This is a genomic window from Streptomyces sp., from assembly GCF_036524955.1.
Lineage (GTDB): Bacteria > Actinomycetota > Actinomycetes > Streptomycetales > Streptomycetaceae > Actinacidiphila.
The window spans coordinates 1-24,198 of record NZ_DATDBG010000274.1 but is presented as its reverse complement, the minus strand read 5'-3'; the positions used below and the strand labels follow the sequence as shown (position 1 = coordinate 24,198).

Genomic DNA, 24,198 nt, shown 5'->3' with positions numbered 1-24,198 from the left:
CCCCCACGGCGGGTCCTGACATGCTGCTCCTAGGAATTCAACAAAACGTGTAGCGCGATCGGACACACCGATCGTGCCCGCACGCGCGCCGGTGCGGGTTTCTGTGGCGTAACCCCGTATCACCGTCATGTTTCAGCCATGCTCAGGTCAATACTCGCGTCACCGGGAGTGCCCGGGGGTGTACGCCGCAGGGCCGGTCCCGGCCCGCGCCGGGACAGCCCGGACGCGGGGACCGGACACCGGATTGTGCCGCCCGGCTCCCGGGCGGGCCGCGGCCTCAGAGTCCGCCGGTCACCCGCAGCACCGCGCCCGTGGTGTACGACGCCTCGTCCGAGAGCAGCCACGCCACCGCGCCCGCGACCTCCTCGGGCCGGCCCGGCCGCCCCATCGGGACGCGGCCGGGGTCGCGCCACGGCCGGTCCGGATCGCCCATCGCGGCGTGGATGTCGGTGACGATCATGCCCGGCTGCACCGAGTTGACCCGCACCCCGTCGGCCGCCAACTCCTTGGCCAGGCCCAGCGTGAGGGTGTCGACCGCGGCCTTGCTCGCCGCGTAGTGCACGTACTCGCCGGGGCTGCCGTGCGTGGCGCCGCCCGAGGAGATGTTGACGATCGCGCCGCCGGTGCCGCCGTACCGGGTGGACATCTCCTGTACGGCCCGGCGCGCGCAGATCAGCACGCCCATCACGTTCACCTCCACCACGCGGCGCATCACGTCGACGGGGGTGTCGGTGAAGCGGCCGAGCGGCCCGGTGATGCCCGCGTTGTTGACCAGGCCGGTGACCGGCCCCAGCCCGGCCCGTACCGCGCCGAAGAACGCGTCGACGCCCGCCTCGTCGGTGGTGTCCACCCGGTGGACCAGGCACGCGGCGCCCAGTGCGCGGACCTGGCGGGCCACCTCCTCGGCCGCGCCCTCGGCCCGCTCGTAGCCGATGCCGATGCGGTGGCCGGCCCCGGCGAGCCGCACCGCGACCGCCGCGCCGATGCCACGGCTTCCGCCCGTGACCACGGTGACCGGACCCAACGGACCGTCCTTCCTGCTGCCTGAACCGCTACGCGCCCGTGCCCCCGCGGCGCTCCCGAACGCCGGCGCAGCCCCTGGCCAACCGTACGGGAACGGCTCACGCATCCCGTTCCGGGGGGCCGGCGGGCCCGCGGATTGGTCTTGACCAAGTTCGCGCCCCGCCTCTATCGTCCCAGTAGTGCAGGAACCTTTAATAAACAGAGGTTCCGAAACATGGTTCGGCAAGGCCGCCGAGTCGACCGGCTGATTGCGAGGACACGGTGGGGACCACGCAGTTCGAATCGGTGCAGGAGCCGAAGTACTGGCACCTCAAGACCGTGCTGAACGACGCCCTCGACTCGGAGTTCGAGGTCGGCGAGATCCTTCCCAACGAGCGGGACCTCGCCGCCCGCTTCGGTGTCGCGCGGGCCACGCTCCGGCAGGCGCTCGAACAGCTCGAACTGGAAGGCCGTCTCCAGCGGCGGCGCGGCGTCGGCACCACCGTGGCACCGCCCCGCATGGGCGTCTCGGTCGGGCCCTCGGCCGGCGAGTGGCCCGGCGCGGACCGCGACGCCTGGACCGCCGTCGGCTGCGTGGAGGCGGTCCCTCCCGCGCAGGTCGCCGCGCTGCTCGGCACCGCGCCCGACGAGGCCGTGCACACCGTCCGGCGCGAGCGCGAGATGCGCGGCCAGTCCGTCGCCACCGAACTCCTCTACGTGCCCCCGGCGTCGGTGCCCGGCCTGTCCGGCACGCTCACCCCGTCCGAGCACGCGTCGGCCGTCCTGCGCGAGCTGCGCACCCTGGGGCTCGACGGCGACGACCGGGCCGTCGAGCTGGGCTCGGCCCGCGCCGAGGACGCCAAGCAGCTCGACCGCCTCCCGGGCGCCCCGGTGCTGGTCGTCACCACCCGCTACCACTCCGGCGGCCGGGTCGCCGCCGCGTCCGTGGCCACGTACCGCGCCGACACCTGCCGGCTCACCTTCGGCGACTCCGGCGACCTTGAGGTCACCCACCACCAGCCGGACAGCCCCCGCGCTGCCTCCTGACCCGGCACGCCCCGCACTCCGGGGGCACCCCGCCCGGACGCCGGCCTCTCAGCGGCTGGCCGGTGACGCCCGCGCCACCGCGAACAACCGCTCCTCGACGTGGCAGAGGGCCAGTCGCAGCGCGCCCGTGGAGATGGCCTCCTGCCCCAGCGCGGACAGCACGACGCTCGGCGGACGCAGGCAGTACCGGGCCAGTTCGGACCGCAGCGGATCGAGCACGCCGTCCAGGCCTGCCGCCCAGCCGCCGATCACCACCAGCTCGGGGTCGATCGCCAGCACCAGCGCGGCCACGTCGTGCACGAGCCGCCGCAGGAAGCGCTCCACGGCGTCCTTGGCCTGCACGTCGCCCTGTTTGGCGAGGGCGAAGACACGGGCCACGGCCGGTTCGTCCAGTGGATGCAGCGGCGTACCCGTGGTGGACAGCAGGTGTTCCGGGGTGACCTCGCGGCCGAGCAGGTGCAGCGCGCCGATCTCGCCCGCCGCGCCGCCGAAACCGCGGTGCAGCCGTCCACCGATCAGCGAACCGGCACCCGGACTCAGCCCGGCCAGGACGAACACCACGTCGTCGGTGCCGACCGCGGCTCCCTTCCAGTGCTCGCCGACCGCGGCCACGTTCGCGTCGTTCTCCACCAGCACCGGACATCGGAAGGAGCGCCGCAACCGCTCGCCCAGCGGCAGCCCGGTCCAGCCCGGCAGCGCGGTGCTGAGCCGCACCTCACCGCCCGCCGCCACGATGCCGGGGCTGCCCACCCCGACCGCCCACAGGGTGCTGCGCGCCACGCCGGCCTTGCGCAGCAGATCGGCGACCGCCCCCCTGAGCCGGTCGAGGCGGTCCTCGGCGGACGCGGCCTCGGGCACCTCGCGGCCGTGCGAGCCCAGCACCTGCCCGCTGAGGTCGGAGAGCACGACCCGTATCCGGTGCGCGCCGATCTCGATGCCCAGCAGGTGGCCGGCCTCGGCGCGGAAGCGGAACCGGCGGGCCGGGCGGCCCTGCCTGCGGGCGTCGCCCGGGTCGGAGGCGACCTCGACGACCAGGCCGGAGCCGGTCAGTCCCTCGACGACGCCCTCGACGGTGGGCCGGGACAGTCCGGTGCTGTGCACCAGTTCGGTCAGGGTCGGGGTCTGCGCCCCGCGCAGCGCGTGGAGGACGACCGCGGAATTGATCCGCCGGAGCAGGGACGGGTCCCCGCCGGTGAGGCGCCCCAAGGTGTGCCCTCCCAGACTGTGCCTGTGTGTGGCGGATCGTACCCGGCGCGGGACCGCGCGGCGAGAGCGTCCGGTCGGCGTCCGGGGGGCGGCCGTCGGTTTCCTGACGTGCCGCCAATTGTCGGCGGGGCGAGCTTTACTGGACCCATGGATCTCGCCGCTCAGCTCGCCGAGGTGGACCGGCTGCGCCTCCTGGGCTTTCCGGCGCAGCGGGTCCGCGGCGGTGCCGTCGCGAGCGGTCCCGGCTTCCACCTGGCGGACCTGGCGGTCAGCGAGGACCTCGGCGACATCGACCCCGCCCGGCGCGCCGAGATCGAGGACGACTTCGGCGCCGCCTGCCAGGCCCTGGTCGAACTGCTCGCCCGTCGCTGGGGCGACCCGGAGCCGCTGGACCTGGCTCCGTACCTGTCACGACTGGTGGAGAGTGGTGACGTCCCGCCGCCGCTGGACCGGCTCTGCGGCCTGACGGCCGAGGTCTACGGATGGCGGGTCGCCGACCGCTGGATCGCGGTCGGCGTCGGTCGGGGGGACGCGGAATCACCGTACGAACTCGTCCTGGCCATAGGGGAGCGTGAGCGCATACCGGGTGAGGGGGCGGACCGCAGGAGCGGGGCCGCCGCGAACCGGCCGACGTGATCGCCGCCTTCGGCCCGCTGCCGGTGATCAGAACGCCCCCGCAGCGCCCCGCACAGGCGGGCGGGCCCCGGCGGCGGTCCGCCACCGGGGCCCGCCCGTGCCGATCGGCGGATGAGGGCCGGTCAGGCCGGGGTATCCGGCGGGCGATCAGTAGATGCTGACGCCGTACGCGCTCAGCGCCTCCGTGACCGGCTGGAAGAAGGTGGTGCCGCCGGTCGTGCAGTTACCACTGCCGCCGGAGGTCAGGCCGATGGCCTTCGTGCCGTCGTAGAGCGGGCCGCCGGAGTCCCCCGGCTCGGCGCAGACAGTGGTCTGGATCAGGCCGCCGACCGTGCCGCCGCCGCTGTAGCGGACGGTGACGTTGAGGGCGGTGACGGTCCCGCTGTGCGTGCCGGTGGTGGAGCCGGTGCGCTTGACGTTCTCGCCGACGAAGGCGTTGGCCGCGGAGTAGCCGCCGGGGTGGCTCAGCGCGGTGTTGTCGTAGCGGACCAGCGCGTAGTCGTTGCCCGGGAAGCTGTAACCGGTGGTCGGGCCGATCAGCGTCGTGTGGGCGGCGTCGGTGTACCAGGTCTTGGCGGACTTGCCGCAGTGCCCGGCGGTGAGGAAGTAGTAGGTGCTGCCGCTGACGACGTTGAAGCCGAGCGAACAGCGGTACTGCCCGCCGTAGATGGCGGCGCCGGCCGACAGCAGCGGGGTGAAGACGCCGGAGGTGCGGGCGACGGTGATGGCGTCCGGGCGGTCGCCCGCGGCCGAGCGGAGCTTGCCGATGGCGGCGGGGCCGACGGTGGAGTCGGCGGTGACCACGACGCGCCCACTGGCCTGATCGGTGTACCAGGCGATGCCCGGGACATCGGTGCGCGCCACTGCCGCGTTCACCTGGGCGAGTTGGGCGGCGCTGTACGGCTTGGCGGTCGCCGCGGGTGACGCGGCCTGGGCACTGGGCAGGGTGAGCGCGGTGGCGGCGGCCAGGCCCAGTCCTGCGGCGACGGCGAGCAGCCGGGTGCGCCTGGCCGTGCGGTGGCCGGATCGGGTGGCGGTACGCGGGGTCCTCACTGATCTCCTCCTGGACGTGGAGGGCACGCGGGGACGCGAGCCCGTGAGGCGGTACGGGCACTCGCCTGACACTGGCGTGTACCTGCCACCGCAGGGCGAGTATCGGCCACTCTCCGTCCGGTGCACAAGGCCGCCCCTGTGGAACCCCGGTGGGGGACCGGGGGTCGAGGGCTGACGCACGAGCTCGCGCAGTGGCCGGCCGAGGGACGAGGCCGTCCGCGGAGCGAGTGAGTAGGAAGCCCGAGTGAACCGTGGGCGCGATCAGGCGGACGGCGGGGCGCGGGCCGTACGCGTCAGGGGGCCGGCGGGAGGAAGCCCTTGCGTGTCATGAAGCCGGTGCGTGTCATGAAGCAGCGTGTCGTGAAGCCGCTGCGTGTCACACGGACCGGGGCGTGAAGGCGGCGGCCCGCAGCCGTCCGAACTCCTCGGCCAGCGTGGCCGGCGACCAGTGCGCGTTCAGTCCGCTCGGGCTCGGCAGCACCCAGATCCGTGTGCCGCCGATGGTCCGCTCCTGCGGGCCCACCTGGGCGTGCCTGTCGCCGAACGCCACCCGGTACGCGGTCACGCCCAGCACGGCGAGCCAGGCCGGCCGGTGCTGCCCGACCTTGGCGGTCAGCAGGCGCCCGCCCGCGACGAGTTCATCCGCGGTCAGCTCGTCGGCCCGCGCCGTCGCCCGCCCCGCGAGATTGGTGATCCCCAGGCCCAGGGCCAGCACCTCGCGCTGCTCGGCCGGTGCCATCCGACGCGCGGTGAAGCCGGACGCGTGCAGCGCGGGCCAGAACCGATTGCCCGGACGGGCGAAGTGGTGCCCGGTGTACGCCGACATGAGCCCGGGGTTGATGCCGCAGAACAGCACGCGCAGCCCGCCCCCGATGACGTCCTCCACCGTGCGGTCGCGCGCCGCCGCCAGCTGCTCGGGTGTCAGAGGATCGCCCCCGGACGGTAGGCCGCGGCCAGCGGGTACGCCTTGGTGACGTCCTCGATCCGGCGCACCACCTCGGCGACCTGCCCGGCCGCCGCGCCGGTGAAGGAGAGCCGGTCGGCCATCAGGGCGTCCAGTGCCGTACGACCCAGCGGAATCCGTTCGTCCGCGGCGAGCCGGTCCAGCAACTCGTTCCGCTCGGTGCCCTGTTCACGCATGGCCAGCGCGGAGGCCACCGCGTTCTCCTTGATCGCCTCGTGCGCGACCTCCCGGCCCACCCCGGCCCGTACCGCGCCCATCAGCACCTTGGTGGTGGCCAGGAAGGGCAGGTAGCGGTCGAGCTCGCGGGCGACCACAGCGGGGAACGCGCCGAACTCGTCCAGCACGGTCAAGAAGGTCTCCAGCAGTCCGTCGAAGGCGAAGAACGCGTCCGGCAGCGCGACCCGGCGCACCACCGAGCAGGACACGTCGCCCTCGTTCCACTGGTCGCCGGCCAGTTCGCCGGTCATCGACGCGTAGCCGCGCAGGATCACCATCAGGCCGTTGACCCGCTCACAGGAGCGGGTGTTCATCTTGTGCGGCATCGCGGACGAGCCGACCTGGCCGGGCTTGAAGCCCTCGGTGACCAGTTCGTGCCCGGCCATCAGCCGGATGGTCTTCGCCAGCGACGAGGGCGCGGCGGCGAGCTGGACCAGCGCGGTCACCGCGTCGTAGTCCAGCGAGCGCGGGTAGACCTGGCCGACCGAGGTGAACGCCCGCGAGAAACCCAGGTGGTCGGCGATCCGGCGTTCGAGTTCGGCGAGCCGGGCGCTGTCGCCGCCGAGCAGGTCGAGCATGTCCTGCGCGGTGCCGACCGGGCCCTTGATGCCGCGCAGCGGATACCGGGCGATCAGCTCCTCGACCCGCTCGAACGCCACCAGCAGCTCGTCCGCGGTGGTCGCGAACCGCTTGCCCAGCGTGGTGGCCTGCGCGGCCACGTTGTGCGAGCGGCCCGCCACGACCAGTTCGGCGTACTCACCGGCGAGCTGCCCGAGCCGGGCGAGCACCGCCACCGTACGGTCCCTGACGTGTTCCAGGGAGAGCCGGATCTGGAGCTGCTCCACGTTCTCCGTGAGGTCCCGCGAGGTCATCCCCTTGTGGACCTGCTCGTGCCCGGCGAGCGCGTTGAACTCCTCGATCCGGGCCTTCACGTCGTGCCGGGTGACCTTCTCGCGCTCGGCGATCGCGGCGAGATCGACCTGGTCGAGCACCCGCTCGTAGTCCGCGACGGCCTGGTCGGGGACCTCGACGCCGAGATCGTGCTGCGCCCGCAGCACGGCCAGCCACAGCCGGCGCTCCAGCACCACCTTCTGCTCGGGGGACCAGACAGTGGCGAGCTCGGCGGAGGCGTAGCGGCCGGCGAGGACGTTCGGGATACGCGGCTTGGCAGTCACGTGGGGAGATTCTACTGGTCGCCGGGGGGCAGCAGCTCCGGGTGCTTGGGCGGGCGGCCGTCACCGGAGGAACGTCCGGTGAGGCGGCGGCCGATCCACGGCAGCAGGTGTTCCCGGGTGAACCGCAGATCGGCCGAGCGCCTGGCCGCCCAGCCGGCGCGCACCGCGGGCGGCAGGTCGGCCGTCCAGTCCGACGCGGCGGGCAGCCCCAGCGCCTGCCACACCGCCTCGGTCACCCGCTCGTGCCCCTCGGCGGTCAGATGCAGCCGGTCGTCCGCCCACATCCGCGGGTCGCCGAGCACCCGGGCGCCGTACAGGTCCACGACCAGCGCGTCGTGCCGGCGGGCCAGCGCGTCGACGAAGCCGAACAGCTGCTCCATCCGCGGCAGGAACCGCGTCGCCACCGGACCGCGCCGGGCCGGGCTGCGCATCAGCACGAGCTGCCTGCAGGTGGGGGCCAGCCGCTGCACGGAGCTCTCCAGCAGCCCGCACACGGCGTCCACGTCGCACGTCGGCCGCAGCACGTCGTTGAGCCCGCCGACCAGGGTGACCAGGTCCGCGCCCATCGCGGCGGCGAGGTCCACCTGGTCCTCGGCGATCTGCCGGATCAGCTTGCCGCGCACGGCCAGGTTGGCATACCGGAAGCCCGGTTCGCGTAAGGCGAGGCGGTCCGCGAGGCGGTCCGCCCAGCCCCGGTAGGTGCCGTCGGGCAGCAGGTCGGACATGCCCTCGGTGAAGGAGTCGCCGACCGCGACGAAACTGGTGTACGTGACGGGAGTCCGCATGGCGCGCAGATCCTATGCGAGCGCATGGACTGCGGGCGACCGGCCCTACGGGTGCGGCCGCCCGACCAGTTCCCGCAGCACGTCCTCCATGGTCACCAGGCCCACCACGCGGCCCTGGTCGTCCACGACGGCCGCGAGGTGGGCGCCACCCGCACGCATCGCGGTGAGCACGTCGTCGAGCGGGGTCGCCGCGCCGACCCGGGTGATGCGGCGCAGCGCCGAGCGGGCGAAGGGCGTGTCCCGCGATTCGGCCTCCAGCGCGTCCTTGACGTGCAGATAGCCCAGCACCCGGCCGTCGGGGTCGGCGACCGGGAAGCGCGAGAAACCGGAGGCCGCGCACAGCGACTCCAGCCCCTCCGGGGTGATGCCGAGCGGGGCGCCCACCACGTGCTCGGGCGGCGGCACCACCTCGACGACCGGCCGCCTGCCGAGCGCCAGGGCGTCCCGCAGCCGCGCCGCCGCCCGCTCGTCCAGCAGTCCCGCGGCGCCCGCGTCCAGCACCATCCGCGACAGCTCGTCGTCCGAGAACACCGCGGCCACCTCCGACCTCGGCTCGACCCGCAGCAGCCGCAGCGCCGCGTTCGCCAGCGCGTTCACCCCGAAGATCACCGGCCGCACCGCGCGGGCCATGGCCACCAGCGGCGGGCCGAGCAGCAGCGCGGAGCGCACCGGGTCGGCGAGCGCGATGTTCTTCGGCACCATCTCGCCGAAGAGCATGTGCAGATACGTCGCCCCGGCCAGCGCGATCACGAACGCGACCGGGTGGACGGCGCTGTGCGGTACGTGCGTGGCGTGGAAGACCGGCTCCAGCAGGTGCGCGATGGCCGGTTCCGCGACGATGCCGAGCACCAGGGTGCTGGCCGTGATGCCGAGCTGGGCCGCGGCCAGCAGCGGCGAGAGGTGCTCCAGGCCCCACAGCACGCCGTGCGCCCGGCGGTCGCCCGCCTGGGCCAGCGGCTCGATCTGGTCGCGGCGCACGGTGATCATCGCGAACTCGGCGCCGACGAAGAACGCGTTCACCACCAGGGAGAGGGCGCCGATCAGCAACTGGACGACGGTCACCGGCCCTGACCCTCCTGGTGCGGACCCTCGGACAGGTCCGGTCGCGGACCCTCGTGCGGGCCGCCGCGCCGCGACACGCCCGGCGGCGAGACCAGTCGCGCCGTGGCCGCCCGGTGCCCCGGCGCCCGGGTGACCTCGATCCGCCAGCCGTCCAGCCGCACGACGTCCCCGCGCCGGGGGATGCGTCCCAGGCGGTGGGCGATCAGACCGGCCAGCGTCTCGTACGGTCCCCCGGGCACGCGCAGCCCGATCCGTTCGAGCCGGTCGTCGGTGCGCGTGGCGCCGTCGGCGTCGTAGATCCGGCGGCCGTCGGCTTCCTCGCGCAGGAAGAGCAGGTCCGGCGGCTCGTGCGGGTCGTACTCGTCGCGCACCTCGCCGACCACCTCCTCGACGATGTCCTCCAGCGTCGCGACGCCGGCCGTGCCGCCGTACTCGTCGATCACCACCGCCATCGACTGGCGGCCGACGAGCCGGTCCAGCAGCCGGTCCACGGGCAGCGACTCCGGGACCAGCAGCGGCTCGCGCAGCAGCCCGGTCACGGACAGGGCGGGCCGGCGGCGGGCCGGGACGGCGAGGACGTCCTTGATGTGGACGGTGCCGATCACGGCGTCCAGGCTGTCGCGGTAGACGGGGAAGCGGGACAGGCCGGTGGCGCGGGTGGCGTTGGCCACGTCCTCGGCGGTGGCCTGCGCATCCAGCGCGGTGACCTGCACGCGGGGGGTCATGACGTTCTCCGCGGTGAGGTCGGCCAGGCCGAGGGTGCGGACGAAGAGTTCCGCGCTGTCCGCCTCCAGGGCGCCCTCCTTCGCGGAGTGGCGGGCCAGCGCCATCAGCTCCTGCGGGCCGCGCGCCGAGGCCAGTTCCTCGGCCGGTTCCAGGCCGAGGCGCCGCAGCACCCGGTTGGCGGTGTTGTTCAGGTGGCGGATGAGCGGCCCGAAAGCGGTGGTGAACGTGCGCTGCGGCGCCGCGACCGCCTTCGCCACCGGCAGCGGCCGGGCAATCGCCCAGTTCTTCGGCACCAGCTCGCCGATCACCATCAACGCCACCGTGGACACGGCGGTGGCGAGCACGAGGGCGAGCGAGGACGCCCCGGACTCCCCGACGCCGACGGCCCGCAGCGGTCCGCGCAGCAGCTTCGCCAGTGAGCCCTGGGCCAGCATGCCGATGATCAGCCCGGTCGCGGTGATGCCGAGCTGCGCGCCGGAGAGCTGTACGGTCAGTGTCCGTACGGCCGCGAGCGCCGCGGCTGCTCCGCGCTCGTTCTCCCGGGCCGCCCGCTCCAGCTCCGCCCGTTCGACGGTGGTCAGCGAGAACTCCGCCGCGACGAACACACCGCAGGCGAGGGTGAGCAGCAGGGCCAGTAGGAGCAGCAGCGCTTCGGTCATCGGGACACCTCGCTCCCATGATCGGCCACGACCGGGCGCACCGCACGCACCGGTAAACCCATGGTGCGGGCTTCGCGCGTCGGACGGGGATCACCCCCGCAGACCAGGCGGACGCACACCGGGCGGACGCGGGCCCGGCGATCAGGGCCCGGTGGCGAGCGGCCCGCCGGTCAGCGGTTTGGTCCACCGGCGCCACTGCGGCTCGGGCGCGTAGCCGGCGGCCCGCCACGTCCGGTGGGCGCGCTCGTTGCGCTCCAGCACCATCGCGTCCCCGCGCCGGCCGCCCAGCGCGGTGAAGCGCGCCTCCGCCGCGGCCAGCAACGCCCGCGCGACGCCCTGGCGGCGGGCGTCCGGGTGCACCGCGAGCCGGTACAGGTGGCAGCGCCAGCCGTCGAAGCCGGCGATCACCGAGCCGAGCAGTACGCCGCCGCGCTCGGCCAGCAGCAGCGCGTCGGGGTCGCGGGCGATCAGGCGGGCGACGCCCGCCTCGTCGTCGCTGATGCTGGTGCCCTCCGCGGCCAGCTGCCAGAAGGCGAGGACGGACCGGGCGTCGGCGGGCGCGGCGGGACGTATCCGGAGATCGTTCATACCGGTCATCCCATCAGCTGCCGCTGTCCGGGCTCCGGTGATTCCGCGATCCGGGATACCGCCCTTGCCGCTACTAGCGCGTTGGCGCTAGCGTTGCCGTATGGCGAAGACCCAGTTGAACGTGCGGGTGGACGAAGCCACTGCCGAGACGGCGCGGGAACGCGCCTCGCAGCGCGGCATCAGCGTGAACCGCTACATCGAGGAGCTCGTCCGGCAGGACGAGGGGGAGAACGGCCGGGCGTTCGTCCAGGCCGCCGCCGACTTCATGAAGCGGTACGAGGAGGTCTTCGCGGAGGAGTTCGGCGGCCGGCCGGCCGGCGCACGGGACGAGCCCGCCGCGCCCGCGGCCGGCGCGCGGCCCGGGGACGCCCGGCCCGAAGGCGCCCGTTGACCCTCCGGATCGACCTCGCCTGGCTGCTGATGGTCGCCGAGCGGAACACCCCGGGCGACCCCCAGGTCACCGACTGGGGCGCCCTGGTCGCCGCCGTCAGCAGACACCGCGCCGAGATCTTCGGCCACCCGGTCTACCCCGACGCGCACACCCGCGCCGCCGCCCTCCTCCAGCTCCTCCTCCACGTCCCCGCCCTGGAACGCTCCAACGCCCTCTTCGCGACCGCCGTCGCCTACGCCTACCTGGTGGCCGGCGGCCTCAAGGTCAGCACCACCCCCGAACAGGTCCGTGACCTCGCCCGCCTGGTCAAGGACGGCACGGTGAGCGTGGACCGGATCGCGGACGAGCTCAGGCTCTGGACGGTATGAGGGTGGCCGCTATCGGCTGAGGCCGTCCGCGGGCGCGGGCACATCGGCGGGCGCGGGCGCCGGTACGGTCGCGGCGGCATACGGCGCCGGCGCGTACGCCGCCGCGAAGCCCGCCACGTCCCACCTGCCGCCGAGCTGGGGGGCGAGCCAGTCGGGCGCGGCGGTGCGGAAGGCCGCGGGGGACAGGGCGCCGGCACGCTGGGGGAGGGCGCCGAGCAGGGGCGCGCCGGCGACCCGCTGGAGGTCGGCGATGTTGCAGCGTTCGGCCAGGTCCGGGTCGGGGCGCCAGCTGCCGATGATCAGACCGAGGCAGTTCAGCTTGCGGGCGGCGAGCGCCTGCGTGGTGAGCGCGGTCGTGTTGAGCGTGCCGAGGCCGGCCGGGGCGACCAGCAGCACCCGGGCCCGCAGCAGCGCCGCCGCGTCCGCCAGGGTCGAGCCCTGCTCGTCGTACCGGACCAGCAGACCGCCGGACCCCTCGATCAGCACCACGTCGTGCACGGCGGCCAGCTTGGCCGCGGCCTCCGCGACGTCCTGCGGGCCGACCGGCGGCAGGCCCGCCCGCCGCGCCGCGGTCGCGGGCGCCAACGGCTCGGGGTAGCGCGCCAGTTCGACGGCGGTCACCGGACCCGCGAGCCGCGCGACCTCCGCCGCGTCCCCCGGCTCCCCCTCGCCCACACCGGTCTGCGCGGGCTTGAGCACCGCCACGCTCAGCCCCTGCGCGAGCGAGGCCGCCGCCACGGCGGCCGTCGCCACCGTCTTCCCGACCTCGGTACCCGTCCCGGTGATGACCACGATCGCCATGCTGCCGCACCCTTCCTCGTCGTACGTGTCCGCGTCCGCGCTCCGCGCGCCAAGCCCCCTCGCCACCCCCTCGGGGGCACGTCATCCGTCACCGAACGTGGCGCGCCTCATCCTGCCGCGGCAGCCGCGACCACCGCCGTACAGATACGGGCCACGTCGTCGTCGCCCGTCACGTACGGCGGCATCGTGTAGACGAGGTCACGGAACGGCCGCAGCCACACCCCCGCCCGCACCGCCGCGCGGGTGGCCGCCGCCAGGTCCACCGGGTGGTCGAGCTGCACCACGCCGATCGCGCCGAGCACCCGCACCTCGCGCACGCCGGGCCGGGACGCGGCCTCGGCGAGGCCTTCGCGCAGGCCGGACTCGATGCGTTTGACCTCCAGCGCCCAGTCCTGGTCCAGCAGCAGGTCGACGGAGGCGCCGGCGACCGCGGCGGCCAGCGGGTTGCCCATGAAGGTGGGGCCGTGGGCGAGGACCGGAACCTCGCCGCGGGAGATGCCCTCGGCCACCCGCGAGGTGCACAGCGTCGCGGCCATGGTGAGGTAACCGCCGGTCAGCGCCTTGCCCAGACACATCACATCGGGGGACACCGCGGCGTGGTCCGCGGCGAACAGCCGCCCGGTGCGCCCGAACCCGGTGGCGATCTCGTCGAAGACGAGCAGCACGTCGTGCTCGTCGCACGCCTCCCGCAGCACCCGCAGATAGCCGGGGGAGTGGAAGGTCATGCCGCCCGCGCCCTGCACCACCGGCTCCACGACCACCGCGGCCAGCTCGTCCGCGTGACGGGCGATCAGGTCCCGCAGGTGGGCGGTGTACGCCGGGTCCGGGGGAGCGTCGAACCCCCGCGGCGGGGCGTCCGCGAAGACCTGCCGGGGCAGCACACCCGACCACAGCTCGTGCATGCCGCCGTCGGGGTCGCAGACCGACATCGGCTGCCAGGTGTCGCCGTGGTAGCCGCCCCGCCAGGTCAGCAGCCGGCGTTTGCCGGGCCGGCCGAGCGAACGCCAGAACTGCAGGCACATCTTGACGGCAACCTCGACCGACACCGAACCGGAGTCGGCCAGGAAGACATGCCGCAGCGGCTCAGGCGTGATCTCGACCAGCCGGGCGGCCAGCCGCACGGCGGGCTCGTGGGTGAGCCCGCCGAACATCACATGGCTCATCCGGTCCAACTGGTTCCGCGCCGCCTCGTCCAGCACGGGGTGCCGGTAGCCGTGGATCGCGGACCACCACGAGGACATGCCGTCCACCAGCTCCGTGCGGCCCTCGGCGGGCGCGGCCAGCCGCAGCCGCACCCCCGACGCCGACGCCACGACCAGCGGGTCCTGGCGGCCGGGCATCGGGCCGTACGGGTGCCAGACGTGCTGCCGGTCCAGTCCCAGCAGCACGTCGTGGGCGAGCGCCGCGGACTGCGGCCCGTACATGTCAGGCATTGGGCGGCAGAGCCGTGCCCGCGCCGCGCCGCCGTACGCTGACCAGGTCCGTGCGGACGGCGGTCGCGGTCGCGGCCGCGACCGTGGTGGTCGTGGTGGTCGTGGCGACGACGGTCTCGCCGCAGGAGTCCCCGCACGGCCCGCACGCGCCGTCGTCGTGCCCGCCGCACCCCTTCGCGGCCGACCGGTGGGCCGGCATCGTCGCCGTGTCCGCGCCCTCCACCTCGAAGCCCGCGTCGGCGATCATGTCGAGGTCGGCCTGCCCGGCCTGCCCCTCGCTGGTCAGATAGTCGCCCAGGAAGATCGAGTTGACCAGCTGCAGGGCGAGCGGCTGCATCGTCCGCAGGTGCACCTCGCGGCCGCCCGCGAGCCGTACTTCCACGTCCGGGCAGACGAACCGCACCATCGCGAGAATCCGCAGGCAGCGCTGCGGAGTGAGGTTCCACTCCTTCGCCAGCGGCGTTCCCTCGAACGGGATCAGGAAGTTCACCGGCACGGAGTCCGGGTCGAGTTGACGCAGGCCGAAAACCACGTCCACCAGGTCGGCGTCGGTCTCGCCCATGCCCGCGATCAGCCCTGAGCACGCCGACAGCCCGGCCGCCTGCGCCTTGTGCACCGTGTCCACCCGGTCGGCGTACGTGTGCGTCGTGGTGATGTCCCCGTACGTCCCCTCGGAGGTGTTGAGGTTGTGGTTGTACGCGTCCGCGCCGGCCGCCCGCAGCCGCTCGGCCTGCCCGCCGGAGAGCAGCCCGAGGCAGGCGCACACCTCGACGCCCTCGTTCTCGCCCTTGATCGCCGCGATCGTCTTCGAGACCCGGTCCACGTCCCGGTCGGTCGGGCCGCGCCCGCTCGCCACCAGACAGACCCGTTTGGCGCCGCCCGCCACGCCCGCGCTCGCCGCGGCGGCGGCCTCCTCCGGCTTCAGCCAGGTGTACTTGAGGATGTCCGCCTTCGAGCCGAGCCGCTGCGAACAGTACGAGCAGTCCTCCGGGCACAGTCCGGACTTGAGGTTCACCAGATAGTTCAGTTTCACCCGGCGCCCGAACCACTGGCGGCGCACCCGGCCCGCCGCGGCCACCACGTCGAGCAGGTCGTCATCGGAGGTCGCCAGGACGGCCAGCGCTTCGTCCCGGGTGGGCAGCTCGCGTCGCAGCCCCTTGTCCACCAGAGTGGTCAGCAGATCCATGAGGGCGATCCTTGCGTACGAGGGGTGTTCCGGCCAATGGCGGACCGCACCAACTCCGGTGGCGGCGGGTGTGTGCATCACCACACCCTGTGCGGGTGTAAGGGTCGGTACGTTGCTGCTGGCGCGCCCGGCAGCGCGCGTCCTCAGCCGTCCGACGACCCAGGGACCGACGTGACCAGCACGCAGCACACCGAGCCGTCCGGCCCCGCCGGCCTCTCCGGCCCGGACGACCCGTTCGGATGGATCGCCGAACAGGCCGCGGTCCGCCGCGCGGCCGGGCTGCGCAGGGAACTGCGCCCCAGGCCCGCCGACTGGGATCTGCTCGACCTCGCCGGCAACGACTACCTGGGCCTGAGCCGGCACCCCGAGGTCACCGGGGCCGGGGCGGACGCCTGCCTGCGCTGGGGCGCCGGGTCCACCGGTTCCCGGCTGGTCACCGGCAGCACCGCGCTGCACGCCGAACTCGAAGCCGAGCTCGCCGACTTCACCGGCTTCGAGGCGGCCCTCGTGCTCGCCTCCGGGTACGCCGCCAACCTCGCCGCGGTCACCGCGCTCACCGGGCCCGGCACCGTGCTGGTCTCCGACGCCGCCAACCACGCCTCCCTGATCGACGGCTGCCGGCTGTCCCGGGCCACCACCGAGGTGGTACGGCACGCGGACCCGGACGCCGTACGCAAGGCGCTGGACGGGCACGAGGGGCGGGCCGTGGTGGTCAGCGACTCGGTCTTCTCGGTGGACGGCGACGCGGCGCCGCTGCCCGCGCTGGCCGCGGCCTGCCGGGAGTACGGCGCCGCTCTGCTGGTGGACGACGCCCACGGGTTCGGGGTGCTCGGAGAGGGCGGACGGGGTTCCCTGCACGCCGCCGGGCTGGCGGGGGCGCCCGACGTGGTGTGCACGGCCACGCTGTCGAAGTCGCTGGGCGCCCAGGGCGGGGTGGTGCTGGGGCCGGCCGCCGTGATCGAGCACCTGGTCAACGCGGCCCGTACCTTCATCTTCGACACCGGGCTCGCCCCCGCCGCGGCCGGGGCCGCGCTCGGTGCGCTGCGGCTGCTGCGCCGCGAGCCCGGGCGGGCCGAACGGGCGCGCACGGTGGCGCGCGACTTCCACCGGCTGCTGACCGCGGCCGGCCTGGACGCGACCGCGCCCGACGCCTGCGTGGTGTCGGTACGCGCGCCCTCGCCCGAGGCAGCCGTCGCCTGGGCGGCGCGCTGCCGGGACGCGGGTCTGGCCGTGGGCTGCTTCCGGCCGCCGTCCGTGCCCGACAGGATCTCCCGGCTGCGGCTCACCGCCCGCTGCGACCTGACGGACGCCCAGGTCCGGGACGCGGTGGAGGTCATCGCCCGCACCGCGCCCCGCGGGTGACGGCCCGGCCGGGCGGTCACCCCGCGGCCGGAAGCTCAGACAGCCCCCAGGCCCCCGTCGGACAGTGCCCGGACGAACTCGGTCCAGGCGTCGGGCCGGAACAGCAGCGCCGGGCCGAGCCGGTCCTTGGAATCGCGGACGGCGAGCTGTCCTGACCCGAGCAGAGCGGTCTCCACGCAGTTGTTCGCGGCCGTGCTGTGGCTGCTGCGGCGCCACGTCACACCGGAAAGCGTCGCGCTGGAGGAAACGTACCGGGACAGCGATGTCATGGTGCCTCCCTTGTTCGGCAGTTCGGTCTGTGGAACTACAACGAGCAACTGGGCAGCGCGTTTTCGTTAGACATTTCCGGTCGGTTCCGGTTGGTGTTCCCGTCAGCTCCGGTCGGTTCGGCACACGTACTGTCGACTAATGCGACATCTCCGCGCGAATCCCGGCGATCAGCGCCGCCGACTCCTCGCGGGGCAGGGCGCGGTCACGCAATCGGGCGAACGCGGCCCCGTACGCTTCGGTGTCCTCTTTCCGATCGACATAAAGACTACTCGTCAAATGGTCGATAACAACCACGTCCAGATCGGAAGTGCTCGGAAAGGAGAAGATTACGAACGAACCGGTGACTCCCATGTGCCCGCCGGCCGAGAAGGGCAGCACCTGCAACCGGACGTGCGGGAGCCGCCCCGCCTCCTCCAGGTGCCGCAGCTGACCGGCCATCACCTCCGGCCCGCCGACCTCGCGCCGCAGCACCGCCTCGTCGAGCACCGCCCACAGTTCCAGCGGCGGGTCCTGGCGCAGCACCGCCTGCCGGGCGATCCGCACGCTCACCAGCGAATCCACCTCGCGACGGCCGAGTCGCGGCATGACGTCCCTGGTCAGCGCCTCGGCGTAGGCGCGGGTCTGGAGCAGTCCGGGTACCACCGTGTTCTCCATCGAACGGGCCCGGATCGCGCCCGTCTCCAGGCTGATGAAGTCGCGGTACTCCACCGGCAGCACATCGCGGAAGTCGTGCCACCAGCCGCGCTGGACGCCGTTCCCGGCCAGCGTGGCGAGCAGGTCCCGCAGGTCCCGGTCGCGTACCGCGTACACATCGAGCAGCAGCGCCACGTCCTCGGCGCGGACGCTGCTGCGCCCGGTCTCGATCCGGCTGATTTTCGACTGGTGCCAGCCGGCCAGACCGGCCGCTTCCCCACTGGTGAGTCCGGCCTGATCGCGCAGCCGGCGCAACTCCTCACCGAGCCTGCGCCGGCGTACGGCGGGGACTCGTTCCATGCTGTCTCGTGCCTCCTGGGGTATACGGCTCGGCCTTACGCGTCCGATACGACAGTCTGCCGACCAAATGCGTTCTCACGTAGCAGAGTTCACTGATTCGAGCGACAGATATATGCATTGCGCTGTGGATCGTCCGTAGTGGCGGCACGATGAGTGGCAGTCTGGCGCGAACCAGCCGTATCCGGGGCCGGGGCCGAACCACACGACGGGCCCCGCCTCTGGGCCGCGTGCCGCGCCGGAGCCCGGTCACGGCGGGAAAGGGAACAGCGTCGCCATGGCAGATCTTCAGGAAGCAACCGTCACCCTGCCCAGTGAGCCCGCGTCGGTGACGACGGCCCGTCGTTACGTGTGCGCGCTGCTCGGCGAGTGGGGTCTGCCGCCGGAGGCCCCCGCGGTGGACTCCGTCCGGCTCATCGTCTCCGAGCTGGCCACCAACGCCGTGCTGCACACCTCGGGCCAGTCGCCCACCTTCACCGTCGACGTGCGGCTGGAACGTTCGGAGGAGCTCTACATCGGCGTCACCGACAGCCATCCGCGCTGGCCGCAGCGGCTGCCCGCCGCCGTCCAGCAGGACAACGGCCGCGGGATAATGATCATCCGGCATCTCACCGCCGAATCCGGCGGCAGGCTCCAGGTCAGACCGGCCGAGGACGGCGGCAAGACGGTGTCGATCACGATTCCCTGGGCGGTCCCGGTACGGTGACGCCGGCCGTTTCGGGGCGTCCGGGTCGGTGTGCGTGCGACCGTACGAGCAGGGCCTCGGCGCCGACCGGGACGAAGCCGGCCGCGAACAGGGCCCGTACGCTCGCGGCGTTGCCCGGGGCGATCTGGGCCCACAGCGGTTCGCCGCCCGGCACCAGGTGCCGGGCGGCGCGGGCGAGACGGCGCCCCGGGCCCGTGCCGCGCGCGCCGGGGGTCCACGTCCACCGCGGTCTCCCAGCGGCCCGCGACGCCCCGCCCGATCAGCGCGGTGCCGCCGGGCAGGGTCCAGGCCCGCAGCGCATACGACGCCCCCGTAGGCCGGCGGGCCCAGGCGGGTGGCGAGCGCGCTGCGGCGGGGACGGCGCTGTCGGGGAGGGCGGTGCGGCGGGCGCGCGAGGAGCGGGCGCGCCGGGGGCCCGTACGACCCCGCGTGACCGCGTCGGCCGTAGAGCCCCGGGAGCCCCGGCGGACCGGCGCCGCCCACCGGCGGCACGAGCCGGCCTCGTACCGCCGCTCAGGTGACCCGGCCGTACCAGACGCTGCCGGTCCAGATCTTCTCCAGCCGGACCAGGGCGCCGGTCTTCGGGGCGTGCCAGATACGGCCGCTGCCGGCGTAGATGCCGACGTGGTAGACGGATGAGCCGGAGTGGAAGAAGACCAGGTCACCGGCCTTGCGTGAGGCGGCCGAGAGATGGCTGGTGCTGTTGTACTGGTCGGCGGCGGTGCGCGGCAGCTTCTTGCCCGCGCGCTTGAAGGAGTACAGCGTCAGGCCCGAGCAGTCGAAGCGGTAGGGGCCCGTGGCACCCCACTCGTAGGGCGATCCCTGCTTGGACGCGGCGACGGACAGGGCCTGGAGGCCGAGCGTCGAGGCGTCGGCCCGCTGGGCGGTACCCGGCAGCAGCGACGGCGTGGCGACGGCAGCCGCGGTGAGGACGGACGCCGCCCCGATCCGGGACAGCCGTGCGGGCACGGCCCGCGCGGAGAGACGGTGGAACGCGGTCATGGGCGACCCTTCGTCGTCAGCCTGCGAAGGGTGACCTGTCGGGTTCGGGCAGGCGAAGATGCCCGGCCGCGCGCTGCGGCTTCACCCCAAGGGGCGGCCCGGAGGTGTTCCGGGCCGGGCCCCCGTCGTGCGTGGGTCCTCCGCTCCTGCCGGATGCACTCGTGTGTCGACCCGGCATCCGCACGGCGGCAGGATTGGGCGTTCCGCGCGGACCGCCCCGCCCCGGTGGCGGGGGCTTGTCGTCACCACGGATCGTTGCGCACGCAGCGTGGTCGTGCCATTACAGAAACGCTGGATGTGAGACTCGTCACTCTCCGCCCACGCGGGTGAACTCCCGCCCGCCGGTATCCGGACGCCGTCCGCCGGGTGCGCGCTGACCTGCGTTGTCAGGAGTGCCCCGGACGCAGTCAAGCCGCCACGCGCAACTAGGCGCGGAGACGGCGGGAGTCGCGGGATGCGCCATCGGACTGAGCGGTGACACGCCGTGTCCGGCGTGTCGCGGGGACGGACGGTGACGGCCGGACGGCGGCAGGGCCGCGGGGGACGGGGCGGGAGCCGGCCGGACCTCGGCCGGGCCGCCGGGCCGGGCGGGAGCCGGGGCCGCGGCGGGCGGACCGCGCCGGCCGCCTGCCCGCCCCTCACGCCTCCGGCGGCTCCGGTGCCGGGTCCGGCGCCACCGTCACCTGCCGTGACCGCCGCTCCCCGTCCAGTACCCGCAGCGCGCGGCCGAGGGTGCCGTGGTGCAGCTCGGTCTCGCCGCGCAGGTGCATCACGGTGAGTGCGTCCTTGAGTGCGCTCGCCCGGCTCACCAGCGCCTGCGCGGCCCGCAGTGCCGCGTACGTGTCCGTGCCGCGGGACGGGTTGATCCGGCCGAGCAGGTCCACGACCTCCAGGTAGCAGTCGATCAGCTCACCCTCGGAGCGGGTCAGGGCGGGCAGCGGCGGCAGTTCGGGTACCACCCCGGATCACCGCGGGCCGGAGGGCGGGATGCCTGCCTTGCGGCTGCCGGTCAGCCGGTCCGCCAGGCCGTAGGCGACGGCGGACTCGGCGTCGAAGACCTTGTCCCGCTCGATGTCGCCACGGACCCGGTCCGCGTCCTGGCCGGTGTGCCGGGTCAGCAGTGTCTCCAGTTGCTCGCGGGTGCGCAGCAGCTCGCCGGCCTGGATCTCCAGGTCGGAGGCGTCGCCCCGCACCGCCTCGCTCAGCGACGGCTGGTGGATGAGGACGCGGGCACCCGGGGTGACCAAGCGCTTGCCGGGGGTGCCGGCGGCCAGCAGCACGGCCGCGGCGGAGGCCGCCTGCCCGATGCAGACCGTCACCACGTCGCAGGTGACGAACTGCATGGTGTCGTAGACGGCGGTCATCGCCGGGAAGGAGCCGCCGGGGGAGTTGATGTAGAGCTGGATGTCCCGCTCGGGGGCGGCGCTCTCCAGCTGGATGAGCTGGGCCATCACGTCGTTCGCCGACGTGTCGTCGATGGGTGTGCCCAGGAAGACGATCCGCTCCTGGAGCAGCTTGGAGTACGGGTCCATGGTGCGCACCCCGCTGCTGCCTCGCTCGGTGAACTCGGGCAGCACATGGCGAGCCGTCGGTCGGAACATGGCGTGCACCTCCTGGGTAAAAATGTACAGGACGTACATCTCAGTAGGATGGGGAGCATGACCTACGACGTCCCGGTGACACAAGCGCGTGCCCAGCTCGCCGACCTCATCAACCGCGTGGTCTACGGCGGTGAGCAGGTGGTCCTGACCCGCCACGGCAAGCCGCTCGTCGGCCTGGTGTCCGCCACTGACCTGCAAAGACTCCGCGATCTCGACGCGCGGACCGAGGAGCAGGTGATCAGTACGGTCTCGGCCGTCGGCTCCGGTGCGTCCGCCACGGGCGAACGGCGCCGGTTCGGCATCGCCGCCGAGCGCCGCGGCCCCGAGGCCGGGTGACCGCGCTCGTAACAGCGGTTAACGCGTCCGAAACCACACCGAACTAATCTCGCGGGTCTTGACCCCTGTGAGGTGTGGCTGTGCAGTTGACCCCCCATGAGCAGGAACGCCTGCTCATCCATGTCGCCGCCGATGTGGCGGAGCGGCGGCGCGCCCGTGGGCTGCGGCTCAACCATCCCGAGGCGATCGCCCTGATCACCGCGCACATCCTGGAGGGCGCCCGGGACGGCAGGACCGTCGCGGAGCTCATGGCGTCCGGACGCACCGTCCTGACCCGCGCCGACGTCATGGACGGCATCCCCGAGATGATCCACGACGTGCAGGTCGAGGCCACCTTCCCGGACGGCACCAAGCTCGTCACCGTCCACCAGCCGATCGTCTGAGGTGCGGACCGCCATGATCCCCGGAGAGATCCTCTACGCCGACACGCCCGTGCCGCTGAACGCCGGCCGCCCGGTCACCCGGCTCACCGTGCTCAACGCCGCCGACCGCCCCGTGCAGGTCGGTTCCCACTACCACTTCGCCGAGGCCAACCCCGGTCTGCGGTTCGACCGCACCGCCGCGCACGGCCTGCGCCTGAACATCGCCGCGGGCACCGCGGTCCGCTTCGAGCCCGGCATCCCGGCCGAGGTCGAGCTGGTCCCCATCGGCGGGCAGCGGATCGTCGCCGGACTGCGCGGGGAGACGGGGGGAGCGCTCGATGCGTGAACTGACCCGGTCTGTATACGCGGACCTGTACGGCCCGACGACCGGCGACCGTATCCGGCTCGCCGACACCGATCTCCTCGTCGAGGTCGAACGCGACCTCGCCGGCGGGCCCGGGCTCGCCGGCGACGAGGCGGTGTTCGGCGGCGGCAAGGTCATCCGCGAGTCCATGGGGCAGGGCCGGGCCACCCGCGCCGAGGGCGCGCCCGACACCGTGATCACCGGGGCGGTCGTCCTCGACCACTGGGGCATCGTCAAGGCGGACATCGGCATCAGGGACGGCCGGATCACCGCACTGGGCAAAGCCGGCAACCCCGAGACCATGGACGGCGTCCACCCCGATCTCGTCATCGGCCCGGAGACCGAGGTCATCGCGGGAAACGGCAAGATCCTCACCGCCGGCACCATCGACGCGCACGTCCACTTCATCTCGCCGACCCTGCTGCCCCAGGCGCTCTCGGCGGGCGTCACCACCCTCATCGGCGGCGGCACCGGACCCGCCGAGGGCACCAAGGCCACCACCATCACGCCCGGGTCCTGGCACCTGGCGCGGATGTTCGCCGGCCTGGAGGCGTATCCCGTCAACGTCGGCCTGCTCGGCAAGGGCAACACCGTCAACCGGGCCTCGATGCACGACCAGCTGCGCGCCGGAGCGGTCGGCTTCAAGATCCACGAGGACTGGGGGGCCACGCCCGCCGCGATCGACGCCTGTCTGAGCGTGTGCGAGGAGAGCGGGGCCCAACTCGCCATACACACCGACACGCTGAACGAAGCCGGGTTCGTCGAGGACACCCTCGCCGCGATCGCCGGACGCGGCATCCACGCGTACCACACCGAGGGCGCCGGCGGCGGGCACGCACCCGACATCATCACCGTGGTCTCGCAGCCGCACGTGCTGCCGTCCTCCACCAACCCGACCCGGCCGCACACCGTCAACACCGTCGAGGAGCACCTCGACATGCTGATGGTCTGCCACCACCTCAACCCGGCGGTGCCGGAGGACCTGGCCTTCGCGGAGTCCCGGATCCGCCCCTCCACCATCGCCGCGGAGGACGTCCTGCACGACCTCGGCGCGATCAGCATCATCAGCTCCGACTCCCAGGCGATGGGCCGGATCGGCGAGATCGCGCTGCGCACCTGGCAGACCGCACACGTCATGAAGCGGCGGCGCGGCGCCCTGCCCGGGGACGGCCCCGCGGACAACCACCGGGCCCGGCGCTACGTGGCGAAGTACACCATCAACCCGGCCGTCGCACAGGGTCTGGACCACGAGATCGGCTCCGTCGAGGCCGGCAAGCTCGCCGATCTGGTGCTGTGGGAGCCGGCGTTCTTCGGCGTCAAGCCGCAACTGGTCATCAAGGGCGGCCAGATCGCGTACGCGCAGATGGGCGACGCCAACGCGTCCATCCCGACCCCGCAGCCGGTGCTGCCCCGCCCGATGTTCGGCGGTGTCGGCGCCGCGCCCGCGCTCAACTCCGTCAACTTCGTCACGCAGGCGGCGATCGAGGACGGGCTGCCGGAACGGCTCGGCCTCGGCAAGGAGTTCACCGCGATCCGTGACACCCGCGCCGTCCGGAAGTCGGACATGCGGGAGAACGACGCGCTGCCGGTGGTGGAGGTCGATCCGGACACGTTCACGGTACGGATCGACGGGGAGGTCGTGGAGCCCGCGCCGGCTCCCGAACTGCCCATGGCCCAGCGGTACTTCCTCTTCTGAGGGTCGCAGGAGGAGACATCACGGTGACGGAGCACTCCGCGCGGGCGGCCCTGCTGCTGCTGGCCGACGGCCGTTTCCCAGCCGGCGGACACGCGCACTCGGGCGGTGCGGAGGCGGCCGTCGCGGACGGCCGGGTGCGGGACGCGGCCACGCTCGCGCGGTTCTGCCGCGGGCGGCTGCACACCACAGGACTGGTCGCCGCCGCACTGGC

27 protein-coding genes and 2 pseudogenes are annotated in these 24,198 nt (G+C 73.5%); 11 read left to right on the top strand and 18 right to left on the bottom strand.

Going from position 1 to position 24,198, the window contains the following annotated elements; translation table 11 throughout:
• Positions 1-277 precede the first annotated feature (277 nt).
• Positions 278-1,024: an SDR family oxidoreductase gene (locus tag VIW71_RS22290; protein WP_331624264.1), complete on the bottom strand. Its 747-nt coding sequence runs from the start codon at positions 1,022-1,024 to the stop codon at positions 278-280.
• Positions 1,025-1,284: 260 nt separating this feature from the next.
• On the opposite strand from VIW71_RS22290, the gene VIW71_RS22285 reads away from it, so the two are divergent.
• Entirely contained in the window at positions 1,285-2,049 is a 765-nt protein-coding gene (locus VIW71_RS22285; RefSeq protein WP_331624262.1) for a GntR family transcriptional regulator, read from the top strand.
• Positions 2,050-2,097: 48 nt separating this feature from the next.
• Here the strand turns inward: VIW71_RS22285 and VIW71_RS22280 are convergent, their stop codons facing one another.
• Positions 2,098-3,255 (bottom strand): ROK family transcriptional regulator, encoded by a 1,158-nt coding sequence (locus tag VIW71_RS22280; RefSeq protein ID WP_331624261.1) that lies wholly within the window; start codon positions 3,253-3,255, stop codon positions 2,098-2,100.
• 147 nt (positions 3,256-3,402) lie between these two features.
• On the opposite strand from VIW71_RS22280, the gene VIW71_RS22275 reads away from it, so the two are divergent.
• Positions 3,403-3,891: a hypothetical protein gene (locus VIW71_RS22275; protein ID WP_331624260.1), complete on the top strand. Its 489-nt coding sequence runs from the start codon at positions 3,403-3,405 to the stop codon at positions 3,889-3,891.
• Between the two features lie 147 nt (positions 3,892-4,038).
• On the opposite strand, the gene VIW71_RS22270 is transcribed toward VIW71_RS22275, so the two are convergent.
• The 7 genes from VIW71_RS22270 to VIW71_RS22240 form a co-directional block, all read right to left on the bottom strand.
• Positions 4,039-4,944, bottom strand: a complete 906-nt coding sequence (locus tag VIW71_RS22270; protein WP_331624259.1) for a S1 family peptidase — start codon at positions 4,942-4,944, stop codon at positions 4,039-4,041.
• Positions 4,945-5,320: 376 nt separating this feature from the next.
• Positions 5,321-5,869, bottom strand: coding sequence for a G/U mismatch-specific DNA glycosylase (mug, locus tag VIW71_RS22265; RefSeq protein ID WP_331624265.1), 549 nt, complete (start codon positions 5,867-5,869; stop codon positions 5,321-5,323).
• Positions 5,866-7,299 carry an adenylosuccinate lyase gene (purB, locus tag VIW71_RS22260; RefSeq protein ID WP_331624258.1) on the bottom strand — a complete coding sequence of 478 codons (1,434 nt, stop codon included), beginning with the start codon at positions 7,297-7,299 and terminating at the stop codon, positions 5,866-5,868. The genes mug and purB overlap by 4 nt, the downstream gene beginning before the upstream one ends.
• An 11-nt stretch (positions 7,300-7,310) precedes the next feature.
• Entirely contained in the window at positions 7,311-8,084 is a 774-nt protein-coding gene (locus VIW71_RS22255; RefSeq protein WP_331624256.1) for an SGNH/GDSL hydrolase family protein, read from the bottom strand.
• Positions 8,085-8,129: 45 nt separating this feature from the next.
• Positions 8,130-9,146 (bottom strand): hemolysin family protein, encoded by a 1,017-nt coding sequence (locus VIW71_RS22250; protein ID WP_331624255.1) that lies wholly within the window; start codon positions 9,144-9,146, stop codon positions 8,130-8,132.
• Positions 9,143-10,531: a hemolysin family protein gene (locus tag VIW71_RS22245; RefSeq protein ID WP_331624254.1), complete on the bottom strand. Its 1,389-nt coding sequence runs from the start codon at positions 10,529-10,531 to the stop codon at positions 9,143-9,145. The genes VIW71_RS22250 and VIW71_RS22245 overlap by 4 nt, the downstream gene beginning before the upstream one ends.
• A 141-nt stretch (positions 10,532-10,672) precedes the next feature.
• Complete coding sequence (locus tag VIW71_RS22240; RefSeq protein WP_331624253.1) at positions 10,673-11,119, bottom strand: GNAT family N-acetyltransferase; 447 nt, start codon at positions 11,117-11,119, stop codon at positions 10,673-10,675.
• 100 nt (positions 11,120-11,219) lie between these two features.
• Between VIW71_RS22240 and VIW71_RS22235 the strand changes: the two genes are divergently transcribed.
• Both VIW71_RS22235 and VIW71_RS22230 read left to right on the top strand, forming a co-directional pair.
• A complete protein-coding gene (locus VIW71_RS22235) occupies positions 11,220-11,510 on the top strand; it encodes a hypothetical protein (RefSeq protein WP_331624252.1) in 291 nt (96 codons plus the stop codon).
• Complete coding sequence (locus tag VIW71_RS22230; RefSeq protein ID WP_331624250.1) at positions 11,507-11,878, top strand: fic family toxin-antitoxin system, toxin component; 372 nt, start codon at positions 11,507-11,509, stop codon at positions 11,876-11,878. Before VIW71_RS22235 ends, VIW71_RS22230 begins: the two co-directional genes overlap by 4 nt.
• A 9-nt stretch (positions 11,879-11,887) precedes the next feature.
• On the opposite strand, the gene bioD is transcribed toward VIW71_RS22230, so the two are convergent.
• From bioD to bioB, 3 genes are all read right to left on the bottom strand, one after another.
• A complete protein-coding gene (gene bioD / locus VIW71_RS22225) occupies positions 11,888-12,679 on the bottom strand; it encodes a dethiobiotin synthase (protein ID WP_331624248.1) in 792 nt (263 codons plus the stop codon).
• A 107-nt stretch (positions 12,680-12,786) separates the two neighbouring features.
• On the bottom strand, positions 12,787-14,103 hold the full coding sequence (locus VIW71_RS22220; protein ID WP_331624247.1) for an adenosylmethionine--8-amino-7-oxononanoate transaminase: 1,317 nt from the start codon (positions 14,101-14,103) through the stop codon (positions 12,787-12,789).
• Between the two features lies 1 nt (position 14,104).
• Positions 14,105-15,298 (bottom strand): biotin synthase BioB, encoded by a 1,194-nt coding sequence (gene bioB / locus VIW71_RS22215; protein ID WP_331624246.1) that lies wholly within the window; start codon positions 15,296-15,298, stop codon positions 14,105-14,107.
• 171 nt (positions 15,299-15,469) lie between these two features.
• Between bioB and VIW71_RS22210 the strand changes: the two genes are divergently transcribed.
• Entirely contained in the window at positions 15,470-16,660 is a 1,191-nt protein-coding gene (locus tag VIW71_RS22210; protein WP_331624245.1) for an 8-amino-7-oxononanoate synthase, read from the top strand.
• 35 nt (positions 16,661-16,695) lie between these two features.
• On the opposite strand, the gene VIW71_RS22205 is transcribed toward VIW71_RS22210, so the two are convergent.
• The gene (locus VIW71_RS22205) at positions 16,696-16,929 is read right to left on the bottom strand and encodes a DUF397 domain-containing protein (RefSeq protein ID WP_331624244.1); all 234 of its coding nucleotides are present in this window, start codon (positions 16,927-16,929) and stop codon (positions 16,696-16,698) included.
• A gap of 136 nt (positions 16,930-17,065) precedes the next feature.
• Positions 17,066-17,923 (bottom strand): helix-turn-helix domain-containing protein, encoded by an 858-nt coding sequence (locus VIW71_RS22200; protein ID WP_331624243.1) that lies wholly within the window; start codon positions 17,921-17,923, stop codon positions 17,066-17,068.
• A 274-nt stretch (positions 17,924-18,197) separates the two neighbouring features.
• On the opposite strand from VIW71_RS22200, the gene VIW71_RS22195 reads away from it, so the two are divergent.
• Positions 18,198-18,626 carry an ATP-binding protein gene (locus VIW71_RS22195; RefSeq protein ID WP_331624241.1) on the top strand — a complete coding sequence of 143 codons (429 nt, stop codon included), beginning with the start codon at positions 18,198-18,200 and terminating at the stop codon, positions 18,624-18,626.
• On the opposite strand, the pseudogene VIW71_RS22190 reads toward VIW71_RS22195, so the two are convergent.
• From VIW71_RS22190 to VIW71_RS22175, 4 genes and pseudogenes are all read right to left on the bottom strand, one after another.
• Positions 18,595-18,922: pseudogene (locus VIW71_RS22190) on the bottom strand (hypothetical protein); the annotation flags it as partial. The gene VIW71_RS22195 and the pseudogene VIW71_RS22190 sit on opposite strands and share 32 nt — an antisense overlap.
• A 217-nt stretch (positions 18,923-19,139) precedes the next feature.
• Positions 19,140-19,628, bottom strand: coding sequence for a C40 family peptidase (locus tag VIW71_RS22185; RefSeq protein ID WP_331624240.1), 489 nt, complete (start codon positions 19,626-19,628; stop codon positions 19,140-19,142).
• A 638-nt stretch (positions 19,629-20,266) separates the two neighbouring features.
• Positions 20,267-20,587: a hypothetical protein gene (locus tag VIW71_RS22180; RefSeq protein ID WP_331624238.1), complete on the bottom strand. Its 321-nt coding sequence runs from the start codon at positions 20,585-20,587 to the stop codon at positions 20,267-20,269.
• Between the two features lie 6 nt (positions 20,588-20,593).
• Positions 20,594-21,229, bottom strand: coding sequence for an ATP-dependent Clp protease proteolytic subunit (locus VIW71_RS22175; protein WP_331624237.1), 636 nt, complete (start codon positions 21,227-21,229; stop codon positions 20,594-20,596).
• Between the two features lie 57 nt (positions 21,230-21,286).
• Between VIW71_RS22175 and VIW71_RS22170 the strand changes: the two genes are divergently transcribed.
• The 5 genes and pseudogenes from VIW71_RS22170 to VIW71_RS22150 form a co-directional block, all read left to right on the top strand.
• Complete coding sequence (locus tag VIW71_RS22170; protein ID WP_331624236.1) at positions 21,287-21,565, top strand: type II toxin-antitoxin system Phd/YefM family antitoxin; 279 nt, start codon at positions 21,287-21,289, stop codon at positions 21,563-21,565.
• An 80-nt stretch (positions 21,566-21,645) separates the two neighbouring features.
• The gene (locus VIW71_RS22165; RefSeq protein ID WP_331624235.1) at positions 21,646-21,948 is read left to right on the top strand and encodes an urease subunit gamma; all 303 of its coding nucleotides are present in this window, start codon (positions 21,646-21,648) and stop codon (positions 21,946-21,948) included.
• Positions 21,949-21,961: 13 nt separating this feature from the next.
• Positions 21,962-22,273 carry an urease subunit beta gene (locus tag VIW71_RS22160; protein WP_331624234.1) on the top strand — a complete coding sequence of 104 codons (312 nt, stop codon included), beginning with the start codon at positions 21,962-21,964 and terminating at the stop codon, positions 22,271-22,273.
• A complete protein-coding gene (locus VIW71_RS22155) occupies positions 22,266-23,987 on the top strand; it encodes an urease subunit alpha (RefSeq protein ID WP_331624233.1) in 1,722 nt (573 codons plus the stop codon). The genes VIW71_RS22160 and VIW71_RS22155 overlap by 8 nt, the downstream gene beginning before the upstream one ends.
• 23 nt (positions 23,988-24,010) lie before the next feature.
• Positions 24,011-24,198, top strand: a pseudogene (locus VIW71_RS22150) (urease accessory protein UreF); the annotation flags it as partial.

What these genes read in the sequence shown, in the direction of transcription:
- VIW71_RS22275 (WP_331624260.1), top strand. Translation starts at nt 3,403, where the DNA reads ATGGATCTCGCCGCTCAGCTCGCCGAGGTGGACCGGCTGCGCCTCCTG.
- VIW71_RS22255 (WP_331624256.1), bottom strand. Translation starts at nt 8,084, where the DNA reads ATGCGGACTCCCGTCACGTACACCAGTTTCGTCGCGGTCGGCGACTCC.
- VIW71_RS22245 (WP_331624254.1), bottom strand. Translation starts at nt 10,531, where the DNA reads ATGACCGAAGCGCTGCTGCTCCTACTGGCCCTGCTGCTCACCCTCGCC.
- VIW71_RS22240 (WP_331624253.1), bottom strand. Translation starts at nt 11,119, where the DNA reads ATGAACGATCTCCGGATACGTCCCGCCGCGCCCGCCGACGCCCGGTCC.
- VIW71_RS22235 (WP_331624252.1), top strand. Translation starts at nt 11,220, where the DNA reads ATGGCGAAGACCCAGTTGAACGTGCGGGTGGACGAAGCCACTGCCGAG.
- bioD (WP_331624248.1), bottom strand. Translation starts at nt 12,679, where the DNA reads ATGGCGATCGTGGTCATCACCGGGACGGGTACCGAGGTCGGGAAGACG.
- VIW71_RS22220 (WP_331624247.1), bottom strand. Translation starts at nt 14,103, where the DNA reads ATGTACGGGCCGCAGTCCGCGGCGCTCGCCCACGACGTGCTGCTGGGA.
- bioB (WP_331624246.1), bottom strand. Translation starts at nt 15,298, where the DNA reads ATGGATCTGCTGACCACTCTGGTGGACAAGGGGCTGCGACGCGAGCTG.
- VIW71_RS22205 (WP_331624244.1), bottom strand. Translation starts at nt 16,929, where the DNA reads ATGACATCGCTGTCCCGGTACGTTTCCTCCAGCGCGACGCTTTCCGGT.
- VIW71_RS22200 (WP_331624243.1), bottom strand. Translation starts at nt 17,923, where the DNA reads ATGGAACGAGTCCCCGCCGTACGCCGGCGCAGGCTCGGTGAGGAGTTG.
- VIW71_RS22195 (WP_331624241.1), top strand. Translation starts at nt 18,198, where the DNA reads ATGGCAGATCTTCAGGAAGCAACCGTCACCCTGCCCAGTGAGCCCGCG.
- VIW71_RS22185 (WP_331624240.1), bottom strand. Translation starts at nt 19,628, where the DNA reads ATGACCGCGTTCCACCGTCTCTCCGCGCGGGCCGTGCCCGCACGGCTG.
- VIW71_RS22175 (WP_331624237.1), bottom strand. Translation starts at nt 21,229, where the DNA reads ATGTTCCGACCGACGGCTCGCCATGTGCTGCCCGAGTTCACCGAGCGA.
- VIW71_RS22170 (WP_331624236.1), top strand. Translation starts at nt 21,287, where the DNA reads ATGACCTACGACGTCCCGGTGACACAAGCGCGTGCCCAGCTCGCCGAC.
- VIW71_RS22160 (WP_331624234.1), top strand. Translation starts at nt 21,962, where the DNA reads ATGATCCCCGGAGAGATCCTCTACGCCGACACGCCCGTGCCGCTGAAC.
- VIW71_RS22155 (WP_331624233.1), top strand. Translation starts at nt 22,266, where the DNA reads ATGCGTGAACTGACCCGGTCTGTATACGCGGACCTGTACGGCCCGACG.